We start from the raw sequence: 22,015 nt of genomic DNA, 5'->3' as shown, positions 1-22,015 counted from the left end.
GAGGCTGGATACAAGGCCGCCATTCGTCGTCATGTTACTCAGGACGTTCTTCACGGTCGCTTCAAGGATGCTGCGGATCAGGCGTTGACCTGGGGCTGGGCGGCCCCGGGTGTGGGCTACCTGCAAGTGGACAACATGTTGAAAGGAGAGGTGAGCCTGCCCGAGCGGCTACGTCGTATCGATGCAGGCATGGAGCTGGCGTTGAAAGATCTCGCGCGCGCCAAGGCTTTGATCGTCGATGCACGCTTCAATGGTGGCGGGCGAGACGCCGTCTCGCTACGCATCGCCGGCTACTTCACGGCCGAACGGCGCCTGGCCTTCACCAAGAAAGCTGTGCTGCCCGACGGCTACACCGAGCCACAGCCAATTTACATCGAGCCGCACGGCAAGCAACGTTTCCTGAAACCCATTCTCTACTTGCAGAGTGGCAACACCGTCAGCGCGGCGGAGATTTTCACACTCGCGATGCGCGCGCTGCCAAATGCCAGGAGCATTGGCACACCGACCTACGGCGTGCTCTCCGATACGCTGCCGAAGCAGTTGCCCAACGGGTGGGTGGTGACATTGTCCAACGAAATGTATGTGGCTGCCGATGGTGTGTGCTACGAGAGTGTCGGCATCCCTCCGCAAGTGCCTATCGAAACCGATGGCAACGAAACGTTCTCGCAACGCCTTGAGAGAGACACGACGATGGCGCTTCGCGAGGCGCAGCGCTGAGCGCCACAGAATTATTGCTACCCAACAGAGAAAACATATGAAATCAACTGGTCTCTTCCGAGTTTGCGCCAGCGCCGTGCTGCTGCTCATGTTCGTTACATTGCCCGCGGTAGCGGCACAGAAAAGTGCGCCGCTCACAGTGAACTGGTATCACGGCGCAGCGTTCTTGCGGCCCGTCATTGACGCATTCACGGCGCAAAGCGGTATCGAAGTGAGTGTCATCGATGCTTACGATACCTTCGATACCGATGTGATTCTGGTGTCCGACTATAAGAGCTTGACCGAGGCGAAGAAGCTGAATCATTTCGAGCCTATTCGCTCACCGGATCTGGATGCCGTGGTGCCAGCTCGCTGGCGCGATCGCGATGGCTGCTGGTACGGCGTGATGCTGCGGGCACGCGCGGTGATCTACAACAAGGCGCAGGTGAAGCCCGGCGAGATCAAAAGCTATCGAGACCTGGCCGATCCGAAATGGCGTGGCAAGATCGCTTTGCGCTCGGCCAGCAATGTCTACAATCGTTCGTTACTTGCCTCGATGATCGTGCATGACGGCCAGGCGGCTGCGTTGGAATGGGCAAGGGCGGTGCGAACGAACGCGGGCGATCATCCCGAGTATTCAGGTGACACTGACAACATCTGGCGCGTCGCCAAGGGTGAGGCGGCGTTGAGCTTCGTCAACACCTATTACATTGGCTATCAGATGGCCAAAGGTGTCGAACGCGAGCGGGGTATCAAGCTAGCGGACACGCTCGGTGTCGCGTGGCTCGATCAGGACGGCGCCGGTCAACACGTGAACGTCACGGGCGTCGGTATCAAGGCGGGCACTCCTCGCAAGGAGCAGGCGATGAGTTTGGTGCGCTTCCTGTTGAGTAAGCAGGGTCAGGCGCTACTTTCTCAGCATGTCTTCAAATATCCCGTGCGAGCCGATGTCGAGCCCAGTCCGCTACTGAAGAGCTTCGGCGACTTTCGGCGAGACGAGCTGAATCTGAACGATCTGGAGCTGCACTACGATCAAGCCGACGGCATTTTCCGTGCAGTGGGCTGGGGAGCTTGGGGGACATGAGGCGCTGTCAGGGCAAGCGATCACAGCTGAGTCGCCGGATTCGAACCGGCGTGGCTGTGGTGGGAATGGTGATAGGCGCGTTGCAGGCCCCAGTCGTATGGAGCGATGCGCCGTCGTTCACGCTCGCCGAATCCATCGAAGCGCATGCGAGTCTGGAATTCCGGGAAAACGCTTTGGTCGTGCCGGCTTCCGGCCGTTACGCGGCATGGATCGAAGGCTCCAAGCTGATGATCGCGTTCGCGCCGGACTTCAAGCCAAAGGAATTGCTGGCCACACCGGACGGCAGTGCGTTGAACGCGGCCTACGCGTCGCCCGACGATGTCTCTCTCTACTACACGCGCGGCACCGAGACTGCTGCGTTCGGCCCTTATGCCGCGAAGGATACGAGAGAGTTCTGGCGAGTCGACGTCACGACCGGGCAAACCCAACGGTTGGCCACGGGCCGCGATGTTCCCGAAGGCAAGCCTGTGTTTTCACCCAAGGGTCGATCGTTCGCCATCGTCCGCGGGCCGATGGTGTATGAGTATTGGCTCGAGGGCGACCGCTTGTTGCAGCGGCCGATGCTGGAGAACAACGCGGAGCACTATGCGGCCAAGAAGCTGACGAGCTTGGCGTATTCGCCGGACGGTCGCCGGCTGGCGTTCGTCAGTTGGCGCAAGGCCGGGCAGAGCTACGTGGCCATTGTCGACGTGCAGTCCGGCAAAGCTCGTTACCTCCAACCTGGAATCTTTCGCGATCATTCGCCGGTTTGGTCGCCCGATGGGCGTGAAGTGGCGTTCGTACGCACGCCTGGCAACTGGACGCGTGAGTATCGCTTTTCCGCGGAGAAACAAGGTGCACCGTGGAGCTTGCTGGTGGCTGCTGCCGACGGTGACTCCCTGCGTACGCTATGGCAAGCCGATGCCGGCGTCGGCAGTGTGTTCGACGCTTATGGCGTCGGTTCCTGGCTGGAGCGGGAGCTGGAAACCAGCCAGTTGCTGTGGACGGCGGGCGGCCACATCGTCTTTCCGTGGGAGAAGACCGGCTGGGTTTCGGTGTACGCCATTCCGGCGAAAGGTGGCGCGCCCAGATCGCTGATGCAGGGTACGGGCGAGGTGACGATGCCAGTGCCCAGCATCGATGGCCGCAGTCTGTTGTTTGCTTCTAACGTTGATGACTCCGCCAGACTGCATGTGTGGCGAGCGCCATTGAATGGCGGCGACGCAGAGCGTTTGACCTCGGGCGGTGTCGAACACAGTCCGGTTGCTCTCGCCGGCGGCGTCGTTGCCTATGTGGGCAACGACAAGGGGCGCATGCCGAATCGACACATGCTCATGACGGGCGCTGCCTCCAGGCGCGCACTCGGTGCTTACCCACGAGATTCGGCCCGCAACCGGAAGTTGTGGGAACAATTCGTCGATGTCGAGGTGGTGCCGGTGCAGGCCTCGGATGGCATCGTTACTCAGCAGCTCATCTACTGGCCGCGCGGCGTGCCGCCGAAGAATGGCTATCCAGTCATTATCTCGGCCAAAGGCGGGCCCGAGGGACGAGTATCGCCAGGTAACGGCGTCTACACCGCATTGGGTCAGTTCGCCGTGTCGCGTGGCTATGGGTTCGTCGAGATGAACTATCGAGGCGGCACCGGCAACGGTCTCGATTATCGAGTGCCTGCTGAGCGAGGCGCGAAGGGCGGCAGTGAAGTTAGGGACATCGAAGCTTTAGTGCGCCATTTGCGGGGCCGTCGCGATGTGGACGCCAAGCGTGTCGGTATCATGGGCGGCTCCTACGGCGGCTTCATCGTTTCGTTGGCGCTGACTCGATTGCGGCAGTATTTTGCAGCCGGTGTACACATGAGCGGCGTCGGCGACTGGGTCGGCGAAATGAAGCTCGATCAACGTGACGAAGCTTGGGCGAGCGCGCCTCCGGAATATATTCAGCTGAGCGAACGCATGCAGATCGAAGAGCTGGCGTTTCGTTCGTCCGCGCCGGCGAACATCGCGGCGTGGCGAGCGCCGACGCTCATCACCATGGGCGAGATGGACCGCTCGGGCCACATGGAAGGCATCATCGATCTCGGCTACCGGCTGCTGGAGCAGGGCACCCACGTTGAGTTCTCGATCGCCCCGGAGGCGGGACATTCCGGGCCGCGGGCCAGGCCCATGGATAAGGTGTTCGAATTTTTCGAGCGTACTCTGTAGTGCTGCCCACCGAGTCAACGTCCCCGAATCACGATCTCTCGCTCTCCGATCAGGACTTGCAGGTCCGGTTCACGCGCCAGTAGTTCGGCGAAGGATGTGGCGTCGGTGGCGTTGAAGATGCCGGTGTAGTGGTGGGAGCGCCGGGGGACGCCATCGAGCCGCAGCGGTTTGGATAAGCGATGGTGGTTGAACTGCTCGACGGCACTCTCCAGCGGCGTGCGTTCGAACACCAATTCTGGGCGATTCCAGGCGGTCAGCGTCGCAATGTCTGCTTGATGGTTACGTTCGATGGCACCGACGGGCGCCACGGTGGCGGCTTCACCCGCGCCGAGCGGAACATCCGTGACAGCCGAGGCGGCGCTTTGCGTGTCGGCCTCCGATCGGATTCGCACCTTACCTTCGAGAACCGCCACTTGCGTGCCGCTAGCTTGCGTGCGCACGTTGAATTGTGTGCCGACTGCTTCGACGATGGCGTCGCGGGTGTGAACTTTGAAGGGCCGTTGCCGGTCGTGAGCGACGTTGAACAGGGCCTCGCCTCGCGATAATTTCAGGTCACGGGTCGACAGGCCCATTCGTGCAGACAATGTCGACGCGGCGTTGAGGTAGATCAACGAGCCGTCGCTCAGCTCCACGGTTCTTTGCTCAGCGTCAGTCGTGAATTCCTTCCAGCCGAAGTAATGGTTGTATCCCAACGCAGCGATCGCGACTGCGGCTACCGCGGCGGCGATACCTGATAGCCGACCGGGTGCAAGGCGTCGACTGTCACGTTGAACGGTCGCCGACGCTGTGGGCGCGAACTGCAGCACCTGCTTGCGGCTGTTCTCGAGCAGCGCATTCCTATCGAGCGCCCCGGATTGCAGTGTCGCGCGGGTCTCGCGAGACAATGCCTCCAGTTTCAAGAATTCTTCGAGGTTGCGCGGCGACTCGGTGATCCAGCGCAGGAACTCGGCGTTCTGTTCGGCAGCGCCGCTGTGCATGATCTCCAACCACTGTGCCGCCCGCTGGGTTCGCAAGGTCTCGATTTGCTCTTGTATGCTCATGGACGTCATGGCTTCTTGCCGTCGTAGTCTTCGAGCAACTGCTTCAGCGTCGCCCGAGCCTGCATCAGGTAGGTCTTGATCGTGTTGGGGGAATAGCCGGTGGCGCGCGCCGCTTCCTTGCACGACAGCCCGTCGCCTTCCACCAGCAGCAAGGCCGTCAGATGCGCTTCGGGAAGTTGCGCCAGGGCCTGAACCAGGTCTTTGCGAAGTCCGAGTTGCTGGCTGGAGTCGATGGTTTGCGGCGAGGTTTCGGACGCATGCTCGGCCAACGTGGAATCGTAAGTCACCAGTTGCCGAGGTTCCTGCTCGATACTTTCGGCGACCACGTGCGAGGCAATGCCATAGAGGTACGCCAGCGGATTACGAATGACTTCCGGCTGGTCGCGTTTGCGCAGGAAGCGTTCGAAAATCTCCTGCGTCAGGTCGGCCGCGTCCTGTTTCGGGCGCCGTAACCGCTTCAACAAATAGGCATGCAACGCCGCGGTGTATTTGCTCAGACTGGCGGAACCCAACTCCTGCGGAGCTGTGTTGGGTGCGCGAATCATGAGAACAACCTACGCATCGGAACCGGATTGTGCGCGATTCCAGCGGCGTCGCCCATGGCTGAAACTAAAAATATACCTTTTAGCTGCTCGACCCCACATGGGTGGTACAGACAACAAAATGGGGCTCGTATGGGGAATCATCAGCGACTCGCTGCTTGCTGCGTCTCGGTATTGCTGGCTGCCGCCGTGTCGGTGCCAGCGGTATCCGCGGAGTCGGGCGTCGAGAGAAAAATTACCTTTACCATCGCTGAGCAGCCTCTGGCCAGCGCGCTAACCGCCTTTGCGCGGCAGGCACAAGTACAAATCCTGCAGCGGGACGAGCAGGTCTCTACCGCCGGCAAGTTGGCGCCCGCGTTGAATGCGGAGAGTCTCTCGCCACAGCAGGCGTTGGAGAAGCTGTTGTCGAATTCGGGACTGAAGTACGAATTCATCAACGAGCGCACGGTGCGGATCATCGTCGATGAGACTACGCCGTTGCAGACTACCGGAAAGGTCGGCGAGCAGCGCGGGGCTGCGGTTCGCATCGCTCAGGCTGGCGTTGCCGCTACGGCAAACGCGAGCGAGCTGGAAGAGGTCATCGTCAAGGGAACCACGATCGACGATCCCATCCTCAGCTCCCGCACTGGCGACACCCTGCGAGATCGACCGCAGTCCATCAGCATCGTGACCCGGCAGCGGCTCGATGAGCAGAACATCGACAGTCTCGGCTCGGCGTTGGAGCAAGCCACCGGTGTTACGGTCGTCAAAGAGAGCAACGCGTCGCAGCTGTTCTTTTCGCGCGGCTTCGAGATCAACAGCGTTCAAGTAGATGGTGGTGCAGCGCTGGTCATCAACGCGGGCGGCTACGATCAAACCATCGACCTCGCACTGTACGAGCAGGTGGAAGTACTGCGTGGCGCCGATGCTCTGTTCTCCGGGAACGGCAAGCCGGGCGGTTCGGTCCAGTTGGTGCGCAAGCGACCCACAGCGACGCCTCAGGTCAGCGTCGAGGTTGCCGCCGGGCGCTGGGGCAACTACCGCGGACAAGTCGATGTGTCAGGTCCGATGGCATGGGACGGCCGACTCCGTGGTCGGGCTGTATATATGAGCGAGAGCTCACAGTCGTTCCAGAAATCGTTGCTGCGTGGAGATCGTGATCTGTTCTACGTCGCGTTGGACGTCGATGTGACGGATAGCACGCGAGTCTCCCTGGGCGGCAGCTATTCCAAAAGCGAGTCGCCGCTGGGAAGTTTCGGGCTGCCACGTTATAGCGATGGGCGCGATCTACGACTGCCGCGCTCTGCGAGCCTCACTGCGGACTGGTCGAGGGCCGAGACCGACGCTGGGGAAGCATTTGCCCGCGTCGAGCAGCGAATCTCCGACGCATGGAGCCTGCGTGTGAATGCCATGAGGAGCAGCAAGGACAGCGACTACCTCTTCTATTATCAGTACGCCGCCATCGATCCCATCGCACCGATCGGCACGCTGTATCCGGAGAACGGACAGCGCCACGCCGTACAAGAAGTGGTGGATATGACGTTGACGGGCAGCGTGGATTGGTGGGGCCGAACTCACAAAGTGGCGATCGGCGCCGACTGGCAAGACGCCGAAACCACTGGGCCCGGCTGGAATGCTCCCGAGTTCATGTTCGATCCCTTCGCCTTCGATCCAGCGGCGTATCCGATGCCGGAACGTTCCGCCGTGCCTGCCAGCACCCGGACCTTCGGTAACAAACAGAATGGCGTCTATGCGAGTTTGAGCCTGCAAGTGACTCAGCCAATGCGCATCCTCGGCGGAGCGCGGTATAGCAACTACAAGTACTCGGCTGACTACCCCACGTTCGACTATGCCCTGAGCTACGAAGATCGTGACGTCGTCACGCCTTACCTTGGGTTCACTTATGAGCTGCCCGCTGGATGGGTGGCGTACGGCAGCTTCGCAGAAACATTCGAATCGCAAGCCAGCAGCTTGTCCGGGCCGTTCCCGGGCGCGCCGCTGGACCCGATGACTGGTCGCAATCTGGAGCTAGGCATCAAGGGCGGCTTGGGGGCGGGGCGCGCCGTCACGCAGTTCGCTGTCTACCAGATCGAACGCGACAATCAGGCTGTACTGGACAGCAGTTTCCCACCGCAGAGCGGGGACCTGGGCGCTGTCTGTTGCTATCGCGCGCAGGGTGTCGTGCAGAGCCGCGGTCTCGATGCGGAGATCAGTGGCAAGCTGTCGCCCAGTTGGGATTTGTTCGTTGGCTATACCTACAACGAGAACGAATACAAATCCGGCTACGACAGCAATCTCGGCGCCTTGTTCATGCCGCAGACGCCCAGACACCTGTTGAAGATTTGGAGCGGCTATCGATTCTCCGGAGCCTGGTCGCGATTGAAAGTCAGTGGCGGCGTCAGTGCGCAGAGTCGCAGCTTCGTCAGAGGTGTGGCCGCGGTCTTCGAACCAGGCAGCGGCGCGCCGCTCGGATCCGTGCCTTATGAGTTTTCACAAAGTGGCTACGCGATTCTTAGTGCTCGCGGCGAATATGCATTCAACGAGACATGGTCAGCGGCACTGAACTTCAGCAACCTGCTGGATAAAACCTACTATCAAACGGTGGGCGATACCGGCGCCGGCAATTGGTATGGGCAACCGAGAAGCTTCACGCTCACGCTGCGTGGTCGGTGGTAGCAGTCATGCGACGTTTGACGAGACGACGCACGATGGCGTGCGCGGTGTCCTTTGCAATGGCATCGCTCTGGTTCGGCACATTGGCGATAGGCGCCGAGCGTGTGAGCTTCGACACGGACGAAGGCACGTGGATGTCAGTGGATGTTGCGCCCGACGGCGGCAGCCTGTTCATCGATCTGTTGGGAGATATCTATCGCTTGGCCATCGGCGGTGGCCCGGCGCAGCCCTTGATCACCGGTCCGTCGTTCGATATGCAGCCGGTGATCTCACCGAATGGCGCGCAGATTGCGTTCATTAGCGACCGTAACGGTAGCGAGAACCTGTGGCTCGCTGATGCGAATGGCGCCAATCCGCGGGCGCTGAGCGATGCCACCGATAGTGTCTTCACTTCACCCAGCTGGTCAGCGGATGGTCAAAGTATTTATGTGACACGCTTCAGTTCCAACAGTCGGATGGGCGCTACCAGCGGCGCTCTCTGGATTTACCATCGCCTCGGCGGCGGTGTGCCGCTGGATACCGCTGTGGGTGCGAGCCCGGCGAGAGGTTCGGGCGATGCGACCGCCATCGGCGTGTCGCCATCGCCCGATGGGCAGTTTCTATACTTCGCTGCCACCGACGACACTTGGAGTTCGTATCGCATCTATCGGCGCGATCTTCGCTCCGGCGTCACCATCACGCTCATTGCTGGACTGTCGCCAGCCATGGGCGCGGGCGGTGTGATGCAACCCGTCGTGTCTCCGGACGGCGCTTTGCTAGCTTACGCTGCCGACGTGGAAGGACGCACCGAACTACGTTTGCGAACGTTGCGGACTGGCGAGGATCGGCGTCTGGTCTTTCCCATCGAAGCCTCGTTGTCCACGCACTATCCGTTCTACGGCGTGCTGCCTCGCTACTCTTTTACGCCCGATTCGAAAGCCATCGTCATCGCGCATGACGGCAAGATCTGGCGCATCGACGTCGCCACGGGTCGGGCGCTGAATATTCCTTTCGTTGCGACAGTAGATAGCGCCATTAGCCCGCGCGTCACTCGGCAGCCGCGAGACGCCACTGGTGCAGTGCGCGCTCGCGTGATTCAGTCGCCTCGACTATCGCCCGATGGTCGGCAACTGGCGTTCAGCGCTTTCGGCAAACTTTATATCGCCGCTCTCCCGGGCGGCGCCCCCCAACGGCTGACGCGTACCGACTTGCTGGCGAATGAGGTGACCGAAAATCAGCCGGTGTGGTCGAGCGATGGTCGATGGCTCGTTTATGCAAGCTGGTCCCGTGCGGCGGGTGGGCATCTATGGCGTGTGCGTAGCGACGGTTCCGGTGATCCACAACGTCTCACGCAACAAGCGGCTTACTACCGCAATCCAGCTTACACGCCAGATGGCAAATCAATCGTAGCGTTGCGGTCCTCGGTGTACGACCAACTCAATCTGTACACCAGTAGCAACGGCTGGCCGATGGAACGCAGCACGGCGCAGGAAGTAATTCGTATTGCCGCTGCGGGTGGCCCTAGCGAGACGTTGACGGAGTTGCCGGCGAACTCCAACAGCATGATCGATCACGGGCGTTTTCATTTCGCGGGCGACGACGCAGCGCTGGTGTACACGGGCGAAGGGCTCATGGCCGTGCCACTGAAGGGCGGAGCCGGGCGGCGACTGCTACGCGTGAAGCAGCAGGTCGACGATCTGCGCTTGAGTCCCGATGGGCGGTGGGCATTGGCCATCAGAGCGGCGCAACTACATCTGTTCGCTATACCGCCCGCCGGCAGCCCCGAACCGGAGATCGATCTGGAGCAGGCCTTGGCGCATCGGCAGATCACTGAGATCGGCGCGGATGACTTTGCATGGTCGGCAGATGGCCGGGAGATCACTTGGTCCGTGGGTTCGATGTTCTATCGAGTCGCGTTGAGCGCGGTACTCGCAGCGCCCGCGACGGCCGGGACTGAAGGCTGTGCGGAGGACCGATGGAATGGTGTGAACATCTCGGTTGAATTGCCGCGCGATGTCCCGGGTGGTCAGTTGGTCCTACGCGGGGCGACCGTTGTGACAATGCGCGGTGAGGAGATTTTCGAACGCGCTGATGTCGTCATTGACGGCAATCGCATCAGTGCGGTGGCGCCGGTTGGCAGTGTGAAGCTGGCGAAAGATGCGATCGTGAAAGACGTCTCGGGCAAGTTCATCACACCTGGGTTCGTCGATACTCACGCGCATTACATGAACCTTGGCCGGCCCATCATCGACTACGACGTTTGGCAGTATCGGGCGGCGCTAGCCTTCGGTGTGACGACATCGTTCGATCCACAGTCGTTCACCAGTGATGCGTTCGTGTATCAGGATTTGCTCGATGCCGGCATTATTGCCGGCCCGCATGCTTACACGGTAGGGCGAGGCATCTTCGGCTTCGAGAATTCGCTGACTTCGGTGCGTCAGGCCAAATGCATTCTGCAGCGCTATCAGCAGCGGTATCACACTGGCTCCGTCAAAGCCTATCTGCTCGGCAACCGTCAGAAGCGACAGTACCTTGCAAAGGCCGCTCTGGAGATGGGCATGATGACCGTCACCGAAAACTGGGGCGCGCCACCGCCGTACGCACTGACCCAGGTGCTCGATGGCTTCTCGACCAACGAGCACGCGTCGGGTGCGGTCGATTTCTATCGCGACGTGGCCATGCTGTATGCGCAGGCCGGCACGGGCTATTCGCCGACCACTCAGATTGGCGGAGCTGCGTTGTTACGTTCGCAGGAATACTTCACCGCGAGGCGCAACCCGCTGGCGCATGAAAAACTGAATCACTTCACGCCGCGGTTCGTGCTCGACGCACGCTTGCGGCGAGGCGTGCCCTGGGCCACCGATGCGGACTACAACTTTCCACGCCGAACTGCGTCGGCCACCAGATCCTTCCGAGCGGGCGGCAACGTCGGGGTGGGTTCACATGGGGAAGTGCAAGGGCTGGGCTATCACTGGGAGATGCTTGCGTACGCCATGGGCGGAGCAACGCCCCATGAAGTACTGCAGATTGCTACGCGCAGTTCAGCTCACGTGATTGGCCGTCAGGACGAAGTCGGCACGCTCGAGCCTGGAAAATTCGCCGACCTGTTGATCTTCGAGCGCAATCCGCTGCTCGACATAGCCAATAGCGAAGCCATCGGCCAGGTCATGAAGAACGGCCGACTCTACGACGCCTCGACCCTCGCCGAAGTCTGGCCACGGCAGCGGCCCTCCAAGTAAGGACGATGACGATGATGATTCAGCGACTGCCCGGCTGGGCCGCGTTCGTGTGCCTCGCCGTTGCTAGCAGCCAGGGTATGGCTGCTAACCAAGACGTTGCGACGCTCGCTATCGACATTCCTCACACCTCGTTCGTATTGCCCAACGGCCTCACCGTGGTGGTTCACGAGGATCACAAGACGCCACAGGTAACTGTCGAGATCAATTATCACGTCGGCTCGGCGAATGAGCCGGAGGGGCGCAGCGGCTTCTCGCATCTGTTCGAGCATCTGATGTTCAACGGCACTGAGCACTACAACGACGAGTGGTTCAAGGGCTTGCAGCCGCTGGGCGCCACGGACGTGAACGGTGTCGCCTACTTCGATCGCACCAATTATTTTCAGACCGTCCCCACGGCGTCGCTCGATGCCGTGCTCTGGTTCGAGTCCGATCGCATGGGGCATCTGTTGGGTGCGATCGATCAAGCGAAACTCGACGAGCAGCGGGGCGTGGTACAGAACGAGAAGCGAGTGATCGAGAATGAGCCCTATGGTTTGGCTGCCCAGCGCATCGCGCGGGCAACCTGGCCGGCGTCGCACCCTTACTCGCATGTGACGATCGGTTCCATGGAGGATCTTCGCGCCGCCAGCTTGGAGGACGTCCAAGCATGGTTCAAAGCATGGTACGGGCCGGCGAACGCAGTGTTGGTGTTGGCTGGAGACATTACGCCTGCTCAGGCTCGTGAGAAGGTGACTCGCTATTTCTCCGCAATCGAGCCTGGCGTTGCGGCGAATCGCGTCAAGACCTGGATAGCACCGCGTTCGGGGTCGCAGCGGGATGTCATTCACGACAGTAGCGCCGGCGTTGCAATGTTGAGGCGCATTTGGAATGTGCCCGGGGAGGGCGCGGCCGACGCCGACTATCTCGACCTGCTCGGCGCCGTGCTGAGCCAGTCCAGATCGTCGCGGCTGAAACAGCGCTTGATATTCGATGAGCGAATTGCGACCGAGGTGAGTGCTGGCGTGAAGCGATACGAGGTCGCCGGCCAGTTCTCCATCAACGTCACTGCCGCGCCTGGAGCCGACATGGCGCGTATCGAACAGGTCGTCGATGAGGAGCTTACGCGTTTGTTGCGAGAAGGGCCTTCGTTGGCGGAACTCGACGCGGTTCGCTTGCCACGAACGGCCTCGATGGTGCGCGATATTCAGAGCACTAGTTTCAAAGCGTCCGTGCTCTCCAAGAGCGCGGTGTTTCTCGGTGACGCCGGTGCGTGGAAGAACAGCTTTGAGCGGCTCAATGTCGCGCAGCCCGCCGATCTCACACGAGCAGGCCGACGTTGGTTGAGTGACGGGGACTACGTGCTCTCGATGTTGCCGGGTGGGCGTCTCGCCGCTACCGGAAGCGATGTGGATCGGCAGCAGGTCCCTCGACCTTCCGCCATCAGTCCTGTGATGGCGCCGAAGTTCGTTCGTGCCGAGCTTGCCAACGGAATGCAGGTCCTGCTCTGCGAGAGGCACGATGCGCCCGAGGTGACCTTCAATCTCATGATTCCGGTCGGGTCGACTGACGCCGAGGCCTTCCCCGCAGGCATTGCCGCGTTGACCATGGATTTGTCCATGGAAGGCGCCGGTACTCGAAATGCACTCGAAGTTGCGGCGACACTCGAGCGCTTGGGCTCGACACTGAGCGCGCGGGGCGATGAAGACTTCGTGCAGATCAGTCTGTCATCACTCGTGCCGTCTTTGTCGCCCTCGCTGCAGCTGTTGGCGGATGTGTTGATGAAGCCGTCCTTCAACGCCGCCGATTTGCAGCGACTCAAGGCGCTCGAGATTGCCGATCTGACGCGCACCAAAGCGGATTCGCCCCGAGCCGCCGCTCGACTGGGTAATCGATTGCTGTTCGGGCCTCATCATCCCTACGGCCGGCTGTCGGATGAACAGAGCATCGAAGCCATCACGCGCGCCGACATCGTGCGTTTCCATCAAAGTCGAATACGGCCGAATCTCGCTACGCTAGTTGTGGTCGGCGATATCACGCTCGACCAGCTGATGCCAAAGCTCGAAGCGCTGCTGGGGCGGTGGCAGCCCGGTAAGAATAGTGTCGCGGTCGTGCCGCAGATGCCGAAGCCGGATAAGGCCACAGTCTGGTTGATCGACGCGCCAGGTGCTTTGCAATCGAACATTCAGGTGTTGCTGCCTTTACCCCCGCATGCCGCTGCGCTCGATGCGCCGCTGGAGCTGTTGAACGGCGCTTTTGGTGGAATCTTCATGTCTCGTCTCAATCTGAACTTGCGTGAAGACAAGCAGTGGTCATACGGCGTGCACAGCGCCTATTCACGGCAGCGTGGCGTGCGTGTGCTACGAGTACGTGCGCCGGTGCAAACAGATAAGACTTCGGAGGCAATGACCGAACTGCGTCGGGAGTTACTGCAAGTGTCGAGTGAGCGGCCGGTCAGTGCGCAGGAGTTGCTGGCCGTTCAACAAGAACAAACACTGGGGCTTGCAGATCTCTGGGAGACGCATCAAGAGGTCGCTGATGCATTGAGCGAGCTGGTTATCTATCCGCTACCGGATGACTATCTGGACGGCTACGCGGCGCGTATCAATGCGGTCACCCCGGAAGACGTTCGGCGCGCTGCGCTTGAGTTCATTGGATCGAAACCTCTGACCTGGGTCGTCGCGGGCGATCTCGCGCGGATCGAGAAAAAAATCAGGGCGTTGAATCTAGGCGAGGTGCGGGTGATTGATAGCAGCGGCGAGGTAGTTCGGTGATGAGCCTGCTATCGACGTCCGCCAGGCTGATGTTATCGGTCGTCGGATGTTTGCTGGCTGCTGCCGCGTACACAGCGCCTGCTTTTACACTGGCGCAAGTTCGTGACTACGCCTTTCCTGACAACTTGGTGGCTGCGGCTAACAGCTCCCACGTGGCTTGGACGGTCAACGACAAAGGCCGACGCAATGTGTGGGTAGCGACCGGACCACGCTTCGATGCGCGTCAGCTGACTGCATACGATCGAGATGACGGACAAGAGATCACCAACTTGTCTTTGTCAGCTGACGGAGCGCACGTTGTCTACGTGCGTGGGGGAGAGCATGGCGGCAGCTGGGATCGGAGTGTGCCAGCGAACCCTCTGTCTCACCCGGCCGGAACGCGAGTAGAGATTCTGAGCGTGCCGATCTCCGGTGGGGTGCCGCGCGTGCTGGCGGAGGGAGATCATCCAGAGATTTCACCGAATGGACGTCAAGTCGCCTTTCTCAAGGATGGCGGCATCTGGAGCGTCCCCATCGATGGCTCAATGCACGCACAACCGCTGTTGAATCTGCGCGGCGAGGTGGCGGCGTTGCAGTGGTCTCCGCAGGGCGACCGCCTGGCATTTGTTTCGTATCGTTCCAGCCATTCGCTGATCGGAATCTACACCGACCAGCACACGCCCGTGCTCTGGCTTGCGCCTACGGTGGCTCACGATGACGCTCCTCGCTGGTCGCCTGATGGACGATCCGTTGCATTCATTCGTCGTCCCGGCAGTGGCGGCCCACCGCCACCGGCAATGGAGTACGAAACAGGCTCATGGCAAATATGGGTTGGCGATGCGCAGACCGGCACGGCGCGAATGCTGTGGGATAGTGGTAGCGAGTTGCGAGATTCGTGGAGCGGCTATTTCGAGTGGGCGTCGGGCCGAATCGTCTTTCAGTCTTATCGTGACGGCTGGCAGCATTTGTATTCTCTCCCCGAGGCCGGTGGTGCTCCACTGCTGCTGACACCCGGAGACTTCATGGTCGAACACGTGGCGCTCAGTGCAGACCGGCGCACGCTGGTGTTCGACGCCAACGCTGGAAGCGATAAGGATGATGTCGATCGACGCCACGTCTATCGTGTGCCCATTGATCGTTCGCAGATGCAGGCGCTGAGTTCCGGTGACGGTCTTGAATGGTCGCCGGTTCTGACTGCCGACAATCATGCTGTCTACTTCACCGCTACGGACCAACGCCCACCAACCCTGGCAGCGCGTTCCTTGATGGGAGGCGCTGTGCAGCCGTTCGCTCGACAGTTAGTGCCCGACGCCTATCCTGCACGAGCACTGCTCACACCGCGGCGAGTGTCGTTCCGAGCCCAAGATGGCGTGATGGTGAGCGGGCAGTTGTTCGAGCCCAAAGGCGGCGCGGGGCAGCGTCCTGCCGTCGTTTATATTCATGGCGGCCCGTCGCGGCAAATGTTGCTCGGCTGGCATTCCATGGAAAGCTACGCGAACGATTATGTGTTGAATCAGTATCTCGCCAGCCGCGGCTACGTGGTGTTGTCGGTCAACTATCGGCTCAGCATTGGCTATGGCCATCCATTTCAGTTTCCGGCGGAGGCGGGTGCATTGGGCGCCGCCGAGTATCGAGACATCCAAGCCGCTGGGCGATATCTGCAGGCGCTGCCCGGCGTCGATCCGCGTCGGATTGGAGTGTATGGCGGCTCGTACGGTGGCTATCTAACTGCCATGGCGCTCGCACATGACTCTGACCTGTTCGCTGCCGGCGTCGATATCAACGGCGTGCATGATTGGACGGTGGAGTATTCCCAACTGCTGTCCCGAAAGCGCTACGAGCAGCCTCCCGGACTGAAGCGGGCGCTCGCGGTGGCGTGGCAGTCCTCGCCCGTCTCAGCTGTCGACCAATGGACGTCGCCAGTACTGTTCATTCATGGCGACGACGACCGCAACGTGCTGGTCAGTCAAACCGTCGATATGGCGCGGCGGTTGCAGCTCAAAGGAGTTGCTCAGCAGACGTTACTCCTGGTCGATGAAACGCACAGCATCCTGCGCTACGCCAATGTCCTCGCCGTGAATCAAGCGATCGCGGATTTTTTCGAGAGGCAGTTCGAGCGTCGGCGATGAGCGTGGCTAGCGCGGCCGGCGGCGAGGAATTTCTAAGAGATCTGCGCAAAGAGATAGCAAGCGTGGCGTTGTAGTTTCTTTCTCTACGCCATCTCGCTGACGCGTCGACGCTGCCCATCCAGTGTTTGCCGATTGGTCTGCATAGTGGACCAAGTCTTCGTGTGGATCGCCTCGGATGCGAGCGTGAGTAACATATGTTTGTCCACGACCTCGACGACTGCACTGTAGAAGTGCGAGTTACAGCTCGAGTTGGACAGCGACAGTGCGCCAATTCTTCGACCGATTAAATACCTTGCAAATGGTATGAAAGAGTCGATAGCATGGATTCATGCGAAGAATTCTGCCGTGCCTGTTCCTGCTGTTGTTGACTCAAGCGACTCGATCCGTCGAAGCGGCCCAAGTGGAGATCCGTTGGGATCGTTACGGTGTTCCGCACATCTATGGCGGCAGCATCGAGGACGTGAGCTTCGGGCTGGGCTACGCGCAGATGACCAATCACGCCGAGCAATTGTTGGTCAACGTGGCGGCGGCTCGCGGTCGTTACGCTGAGTATTTCGGTCCGGGCAATAAAGATGAATTTGTAGCGCATGACATGTTCGTCCGAACCATGGGTTCGGAGGCACGCGTGCGACAGTGGCTCGTTCAAGGTGGCGAGGTGCAGCGCAAGTATCTGCAGGCTTACGTGGCCGGCGTGAATGCCTACGCGGCGGATCACGGCGACACGATTCCAACCGCCATCCGAGCCATCTTGCCGCTGACTGAGAGCGATCCGCTCGCGGTCTGGCAGTGGACGATGCAGTTCGGCTTTCAGTCGCTCGCGCCGTTGATGATGAAGCGTCAATGGGAAGCGGTCCAGCCGGAGCCGGGTGGGGCGCGGCGTGCAGCGTCGAATGCGTGGGCCATCGCACCCAGCAAGAGTGCGGCCGGCACGACCATGCTGATGGGCAATCCACATCTCGACTTCGGCGTAAACGGCGTGTTGTCGCCGGAGCGCGAGCAAGCACCAGATCGCGGTGCCTGGCAGTGGATGCAGGCTCATGTGATCGTGGGCGATCCGCAGCGACCCACAGTGAATCTCACTGGCGCTGGCTTTCTCGGTCTGCCGGCGATTTCCATCGGCTTCAATGAGCGGATCGCGTGGTCGCACACCGACAATCGTGCTCAGACGGCAAGCGTGTATGAGTTGTCGTTGCGTGGCGAGTCGTATCGCTGGGGTCAGAAGCTGCAGCCGCTCAGCTCGCGTACCGACAGCGTTCGAGTGTGTCGCAAGAGCGATGACTGCGAGAACCGCAGCTTCACCGTCTCTCAATCCATTCACGGCCCGCTCATCGCTCGCAAAGGCGACAAAGCGTTGGCGCTCCGGGTGACTGGGCTCGACGCACCTTCGCCAGTGGCTCAGTACTGGGACATGGGGCGGGCACGCAACTTCAAGGAGTTTGAGTCGGCATACAGTCGTTCGCAGATGCCGTTCTTCTATGTGATCTATGCCGACACGGACGGTCGCATCATGATCGCCGATGGCGGCCGTAAGCCGGTGCGTCAGGGCGGCACCTACGATGACTATGACCGCATTCTTCCCGGCGACGATCCGAAGCAGCTTTGGAAAGGCATCGTGCCGTGGCGATCGTTGCCCAAGGTCATCGATCCGCCATCGGGCTTCGTGCAGAACGCCAACGATTCGCCGTGGACTTCGACGTTCCCCGCCGTGCTGCGTGCACAGGACTTCCCAGCCTGGATGTCGTTCGATCGGATGTGGGCGCGCTCGCAAGCCAACGCACGGTTGCTGTTGTCGCAGCCCAAGTTCTCTTATGAAGAGTTGGTGCGTGCCAAATTCTCCACTCACATGTTGATGGCGGATCGCCTGTTGCCGGAGTTGCTGGCCCAGGTGGATGCACAGGCCGATGAGCAGGTCACCGCTGCGGCAACTCTGTTGCGTGAGTGGGATCGCACCTCGGACCGTAACAGCCGCGGCTCGGTGCTGTTCGTGAAGTGGTGGCAGGAATACACCAAGCGCATGGCGGCTTCGCCTCGCGCCGCTACTGTGCGAGATCCGAAGTTTCGTGAGCAGTACGATCCTTCGCGTCCGCTGGAAACACCCGCTGGAATTGCAGATGCATCGCAAGCCGTGGCGGCACTGAAGGATGCCGCGCAAGCCACGGTCGCAACGCATGGCGTGCTCGATGTTTCCTGGGGCGAAGCGAATCGTGTGGTGTTGGTCAGTCGCGATGCGAACTTCACGCACCCCAAACCCATCGCCGATGTGCCTGCCAATGGTTCGGAGGATTCAGTCGGCATCGTGGCGAAGATGAACTACGGCGCGCCGGACGAGAAGGGTCGGCGTATTGCGGTGGGCGGCGAAGGTTACATCCAGATCGTCGAGTTCACGCCGAACGGTCCGCGAGCCGGGACTTTGCTGGTCTATGGCAACGCCTCGCGCCCAGGCTCTCCACACATTGCCGATCAGCTGCCTGCCTATGTGGACAAGCGGTTGCTGCCCGCTCCGATCAGTCGTGCCGATGTCGAGCGGCAGACGCAGCGAATCGATACCTTGACTCGATAGTTTTTTATGAGCCGACGCTGGTCCCGCCGGTCCGTCGAAATACCATGGGGAAATTTGTAATGACGATTCGATTTTCAAAGCCTGTCGCCGCGCTTGCAGTGAGCGTTGGCATGTTCGCCACGCCTTCGATCACCGTCGCGCAAAGTAGCGACGCTGAACTCGAGACCGTCGTCGTCACCGCGCAGCGCAAGTTCCTGCCGGAAGTGTCCAACGCGGCGTCGAAATTGTCGCTGCCGGTCATCGACACGCCGCAAGCACTGACGGTGTTGTCGTCTGAGTTCCTGAACATCGCTGCCATCAATGACACCGCGGGCGTAGTCGCGTACACGCCGGGTATCGAATTGCTCGGTATCGGCGATGGCACGCAGGCCAATCTGTTCGCGCGCGGCTTCCAAGTGAATCGAGATCGCTCGTTCCGTATCAACGGCCTGTCGGCCGACTCCGAGTCGGACCTGGACTATGCCGCCATGGATCGAGTCGAGTTCGTGCGCGGCCCGGCCTCTTCGTTGTACGGCGAATCGGATTACGGTGCCACGATCAATCGCGTGCTCAAAGCACCCACCGGCAATACGGGCGCAACTGTCAGCGGCGAGTTCGGCAGCTACAACTTCCAGCGCGTGCAGATCGACGGCGAAACGGCAATCAATGACGTCGCCAGTGTTCGCGCAGTAGCAGCCTGGCAGGAGAGCGATACCTTCATTCGCGATACGAGTGACAATCGCAAGATGATCGCGCCGAGCGCGGCCTTCCGCTTCGGCGACACCAGCGTGCTGCTGCAGGGCTATTACGATCAGCGCACCGGCGCGAGCAGCGACGGCTTTCCGTTGATTCGTATCAATGGCGTCTACACCATGCCGGACGTGCCGCGCAGCTCCAACAACGGCACGACCGCTGCCGACATCGACAGCACCAACACGTTCCTGTTCGCGGGCGTCGACCATATGGCGACCGACAGCCTGAAGCTGTCGTTCAAAGGCGGCTACTCGCGCATCCACATGGAGAATTTCTCGACCTACATGTTCGGTGCTGCCGCCAACGGCAACTCCACTCAGTACCCGTCGATCGAACACAAGACCAAGGAAGACCTGAGCCTCGATGCGTCGGCCGAGCAGGTGTTCCAATGGCAGGGCCGCGATCAGCGCGTGCTGGTGAGTGCCGACTGGCGTCGTAACCATTTGTTGCAGGATGCGTTTGCGAACGTGCCGATCGGCTTGGATAACCTGTTCGATCCCGAGCCGCTCGACTTCGTCAACACCCGCCAGGCGGCGCCCGGCGAATTCTTCTCCACCAAGCAGTATTTCTCAGGCGTCACGGCCATGGCTTACCTGAAGCCGACCGAACGTCTGTCGGCTTTGCTGGGCATGCGCTACTCGCGTATCGAAAGCAATCGCTTCGATTACCTGCCGACCAGCTACGGACGCGTGACGGTCATCGACGACGCCAAGGACCACCAGTGGGTGCCGCGCGCCGGGTTGGTGTACCAGCTGGCGAAGAATCACAACGTGTTCTTCAGCTACAGCGAAGGCATCGTGTTCAACGCCACGCTGTTGCGTGCCGATCGCACACCGGTGAATCCGGAGACGGGCGTACAGTACGAAGTGGGTTTCAAGGGCAAGGTTGCCAACGATCGCGCGCAGTACAGTGTCTCGGCCTTCCACATCGAACGTACCGATTCGGCATCGGCCATCGTCGTGCAGCCCGGTCAACCGGCGACCTATATCAACGTCGGCGAGCAGGTTCACAGCGGCATCGAGGCCGAGATCCAGGGTGAAATCTTCCCGGGCTTCAACCTGCTGGCGAGCTATGCCTATCTCGACGTGGATGTGAAGGAGTCGGCACGGCCGGCCGAAGTCGGCAAAACGCCGCCGGCATCGCCCGCCAATTCTTACTCGCTGTTCGCGACGTATGAAGTGTTGGGCGGGCCGTTGAAGTCGCTAACTTTCGGCGGCGGTGTCGTCGGTCGTAGCGAGCGTGAAGTCAATACCTTGGGTACTTACCAGCTGCCGTCCTACACACGTTTCGACCTGCGACTGTCCTACAAGGCCACACCGGAACTGTTGTTCGAGCTGAACGCGCAGAACATCACCAACGAGAAGATCTACACGTCGCAGTATGGCTCGCCGGATCTGGGCATTGCTTACGCGTATCCGTCCCTGATCAAAGGCCGGGTCAGCTACAGCTTCTAGGCACTGGGGAAAGCGGTTGCCGCATCCTATCTTCGAGCGGCGCGAGTTCGACTCGCGCCTGACTCAAACTCGTGCAGTCATGTCGAGCCGTGGGCTCGACCTGCTGATCGTCACAGACCCGTGCAACATCTATTACTTGTGTGGCTACGACGGTTGGTCGTTCTATACCCCGCAGGTGTTGCTGGTGCCCATGGACGGCGCCCCTGTGTGGGTGGGGCGGCGCATGGACGTGCGGGGCGTGGGATTGACGTCGTGTTTGTCGGCAGACGACATCGTCGGCTATCCGGAACATTTGATTCAGAATGAGGTGGAGCCGCCGTACGGCTTCATCGCACGGACCATCGCGGAACGCTACGGTAAGCCTGGCCGTATCGGTATCGAGAAGCACAGCTACTATTTTTCGGTGGCGAGCTTCGAGGTGCTGGCGGCGACGCTAGCGGAGGGGACGCTGCTCGACGCATCGTATCTGGTCAACTGGATACGTTTCACCAAGTCGCCGCAGGAAGTCGCGGTGATGCGCCAGGCGGCACGTTTGCTCGAAGCCGCCATGGAAGCGGCGATTGCTGCCATTCGCCCGGGCGTGCGTGAGTGTGATGTTGTCGCCAGCATCTGTGCCGCTCAGATCGGCGGTGTTCCTGAGGTTGGCGGGGTATATTGCAGTACTCCGGCCTTGGTGATGTCGGGCGCTCGTGCGGACACGCCGCATCTGCCTTGGACGGATCAAGCGTTGGCCGAAAACACCACGGTCAATCTGGAGTTGATGGGCAATCGATTGCGTTATCAAGTGCCGATGGGCCGCACGGTCGTGGTCGGGCGGGCCTCGGCCACGATGCTTCGACTCGAGGCGGTCGCGCTCGAACTGATCGATCGCCTGCTGAGATTCATCGAGCCGGGCATGACTTGCGCGCAGGTGAGCGATGAAACGCAGCGAATCCTGCGGCTGCATGGCATTGCCAAGGAGTCACGTTCCGGCTATTCCATCGGCATTGCGTTTCCACCCAC

At 60.7% G+C, this 22,015-nt stretch carries 13 protein-coding genes; 10 read left to right on the top strand and 3 right to left on the bottom strand.

Annotation, left to right across the window (positions count from 1 at the left end; genetic code table 11):
* The 3 genes from JNL55_RS21725 to JNL55_RS21715 form a co-directional block, all read left to right on the top strand.
* A partial coding sequence (locus JNL55_RS21725) for a S41 family peptidase (protein WP_293858787.1) occupies positions 1–717 on the top strand: 717 nt, incomplete at its 5' end.
* 37 nt (positions 718–754) lie between these two features.
* Complete coding sequence (locus JNL55_RS21720; RefSeq protein WP_293858784.1) at positions 755–1,780, top strand: extracellular solute-binding protein; 1,026 nt, start codon at positions 755–757, stop codon at positions 1,778–1,780.
* Between the two features lie 50 nt (positions 1,781–1,830).
* Positions 1,831–3,957 carry a S9 family peptidase gene (locus JNL55_RS21715; RefSeq protein ID WP_293858781.1) on the top strand — a complete coding sequence of 709 codons (2,127 nt, stop codon included), beginning with the start codon at positions 1,831–1,833 and terminating at the stop codon, positions 3,955–3,957.
* A 14-nt stretch (positions 3,958–3,971) separates the two neighbouring features.
* On the opposite strand, the gene JNL55_RS21710 is transcribed toward JNL55_RS21715, so the two are convergent.
* Positions 3,972–4,997 carry a FecR family protein gene (locus JNL55_RS21710; RefSeq protein ID WP_293858778.1) on the bottom strand — a complete coding sequence of 342 codons (1,026 nt, stop codon included), beginning with the start codon at positions 4,995–4,997 and terminating at the stop codon, positions 3,972–3,974.
* A 5-nt stretch (positions 4,998–5,002) separates the two neighbouring features.
* Positions 5,003–5,542: an RNA polymerase sigma factor gene (locus tag JNL55_RS21705; protein ID WP_293858775.1), complete on the bottom strand. Its 540-nt coding sequence runs from the start codon at positions 5,540–5,542 to the stop codon at positions 5,003–5,005.
* Between the two features lie 129 nt (positions 5,543–5,671).
* Between JNL55_RS21705 and JNL55_RS21700 the strand changes: the two genes are divergently transcribed.
* On the top strand, positions 5,672–8,194 hold the full coding sequence (locus JNL55_RS21700) for a TonB-dependent siderophore receptor (RefSeq protein WP_293858772.1): 2,523 nt from the start codon (positions 5,672–5,674) through the stop codon (positions 8,192–8,194).
* Here JNL55_RS21700 and JNL55_RS21695 read toward each other — a convergent pair.
* Positions 8,172–8,309: a hypothetical protein gene (locus JNL55_RS21695; RefSeq protein WP_293858769.1), complete on the bottom strand. Its 138-nt coding sequence runs from the start codon at positions 8,307–8,309 to the stop codon at positions 8,172–8,174. The two genes, JNL55_RS21700 and JNL55_RS21695, sit on opposite strands and share 23 nt — an antisense overlap.
* 16 nt (positions 8,310–8,325) lie before the next feature.
* Here JNL55_RS21695 and JNL55_RS21690 point away from each other — a divergent pair, with 16 nt between their 5' ends.
* The 6 genes from JNL55_RS21690 to JNL55_RS21665 all read left to right on the top strand — a co-directional run.
* The gene (locus tag JNL55_RS21690) at positions 8,326–11,409 is read left to right on the top strand and encodes an amidohydrolase family protein (RefSeq protein ID WP_293858766.1); all 3,084 of its coding nucleotides are present in this window, start codon (positions 8,326–8,328) and stop codon (positions 11,407–11,409) included.
* 11 nt (positions 11,410–11,420) lie between these two features.
* The gene (locus JNL55_RS21685; protein WP_293858763.1) at positions 11,421–14,159 is read left to right on the top strand and encodes a M16 family metallopeptidase; all 2,739 of its coding nucleotides are present in this window, start codon (positions 11,421–11,423) and stop codon (positions 14,157–14,159) included.
* A complete protein-coding gene (locus JNL55_RS21680) occupies positions 14,159–16,267 on the top strand; it encodes a S9 family peptidase (protein ID WP_293858760.1) in 2,109 nt (702 codons plus the stop codon). Before JNL55_RS21685 ends, JNL55_RS21680 begins: the two co-directional genes overlap by 1 nt.
* Before the next feature lie 328 nt (positions 16,268–16,595).
* Positions 16,596–18,827, top strand: a complete 2,232-nt coding sequence (locus tag JNL55_RS21675; protein ID WP_293858757.1) for a penicillin acylase family protein — start codon at positions 16,596–16,598, stop codon at positions 18,825–18,827.
* Between the two features lie 110 nt (positions 18,828–18,937).
* Positions 18,938–21,013: a TonB-dependent siderophore receptor gene (locus JNL55_RS21670; RefSeq protein WP_293858754.1), complete on the top strand. Its 2,076-nt coding sequence runs from the start codon at positions 18,938–18,940 to the stop codon at positions 21,011–21,013.
* A 79-nt stretch (positions 21,014–21,092) separates the two neighbouring features.
* The coding region (locus JNL55_RS21665) for a M24 family metallopeptidase (protein ID WP_293858751.1) at positions 21,093–22,015 on the top strand (923 nt) is incomplete at its 3' end.

It is taken from the genome of Steroidobacter sp., assembly GCF_016790065.1.
Lineage (GTDB): Bacteria > Pseudomonadota > Gammaproteobacteria > Steroidobacterales > Steroidobacteraceae > Steroidobacter.
The sequence above is the reverse complement of the archived record's forward strand: the minus strand, read 5'-3'. Positions and strand labels throughout refer to the sequence as shown.

Bases quoted from the DNA above. Each gene is read 5' to 3' on its own strand.
- JNL55_RS21720 (WP_293858784.1), top strand. From the start codon at position 755: ATGAAATCAACTGGTCTCTTCCGAGTTTGCGCCAGCGCCGTGCTGCTG.
- JNL55_RS21710 (WP_293858778.1), bottom strand. From the start codon at position 4,997: ATGAGCATACAAGAGCAAATCGAGACCTTGCGAACCCAGCGGGCGGCA.
- JNL55_RS21705 (WP_293858775.1), bottom strand. From the start codon at position 5,542: ATGATTCGCGCACCCAACACAGCTCCGCAGGAGTTGGGTTCCGCCAGT.
- JNL55_RS21700 (WP_293858772.1), top strand. From the start codon at position 5,672: ATGGGGAATCATCAGCGACTCGCTGCTTGCTGCGTCTCGGTATTGCTG.
- JNL55_RS21690 (WP_293858766.1), top strand. From the start codon at position 8,326: ATGTCAGTGGATGTTGCGCCCGACGGCGGCAGCCTGTTCATCGATCTG.
- JNL55_RS21685 (WP_293858763.1), top strand. From the start codon at position 11,421: ATGATGATTCAGCGACTGCCCGGCTGGGCCGCGTTCGTGTGCCTCGCC.
- JNL55_RS21680 (WP_293858760.1), top strand. From the start codon at position 14,159: ATGAGCCTGCTATCGACGTCCGCCAGGCTGATGTTATCGGTCGTCGGA.
- JNL55_RS21675 (WP_293858757.1), top strand. From the start codon at position 16,596: ATGCGAAGAATTCTGCCGTGCCTGTTCCTGCTGTTGTTGACTCAAGCG.
- JNL55_RS21670 (WP_293858754.1), top strand. From the start codon at position 18,938: ATGTTCGCCACGCCTTCGATCACCGTCGCGCAAAGTAGCGACGCTGAA.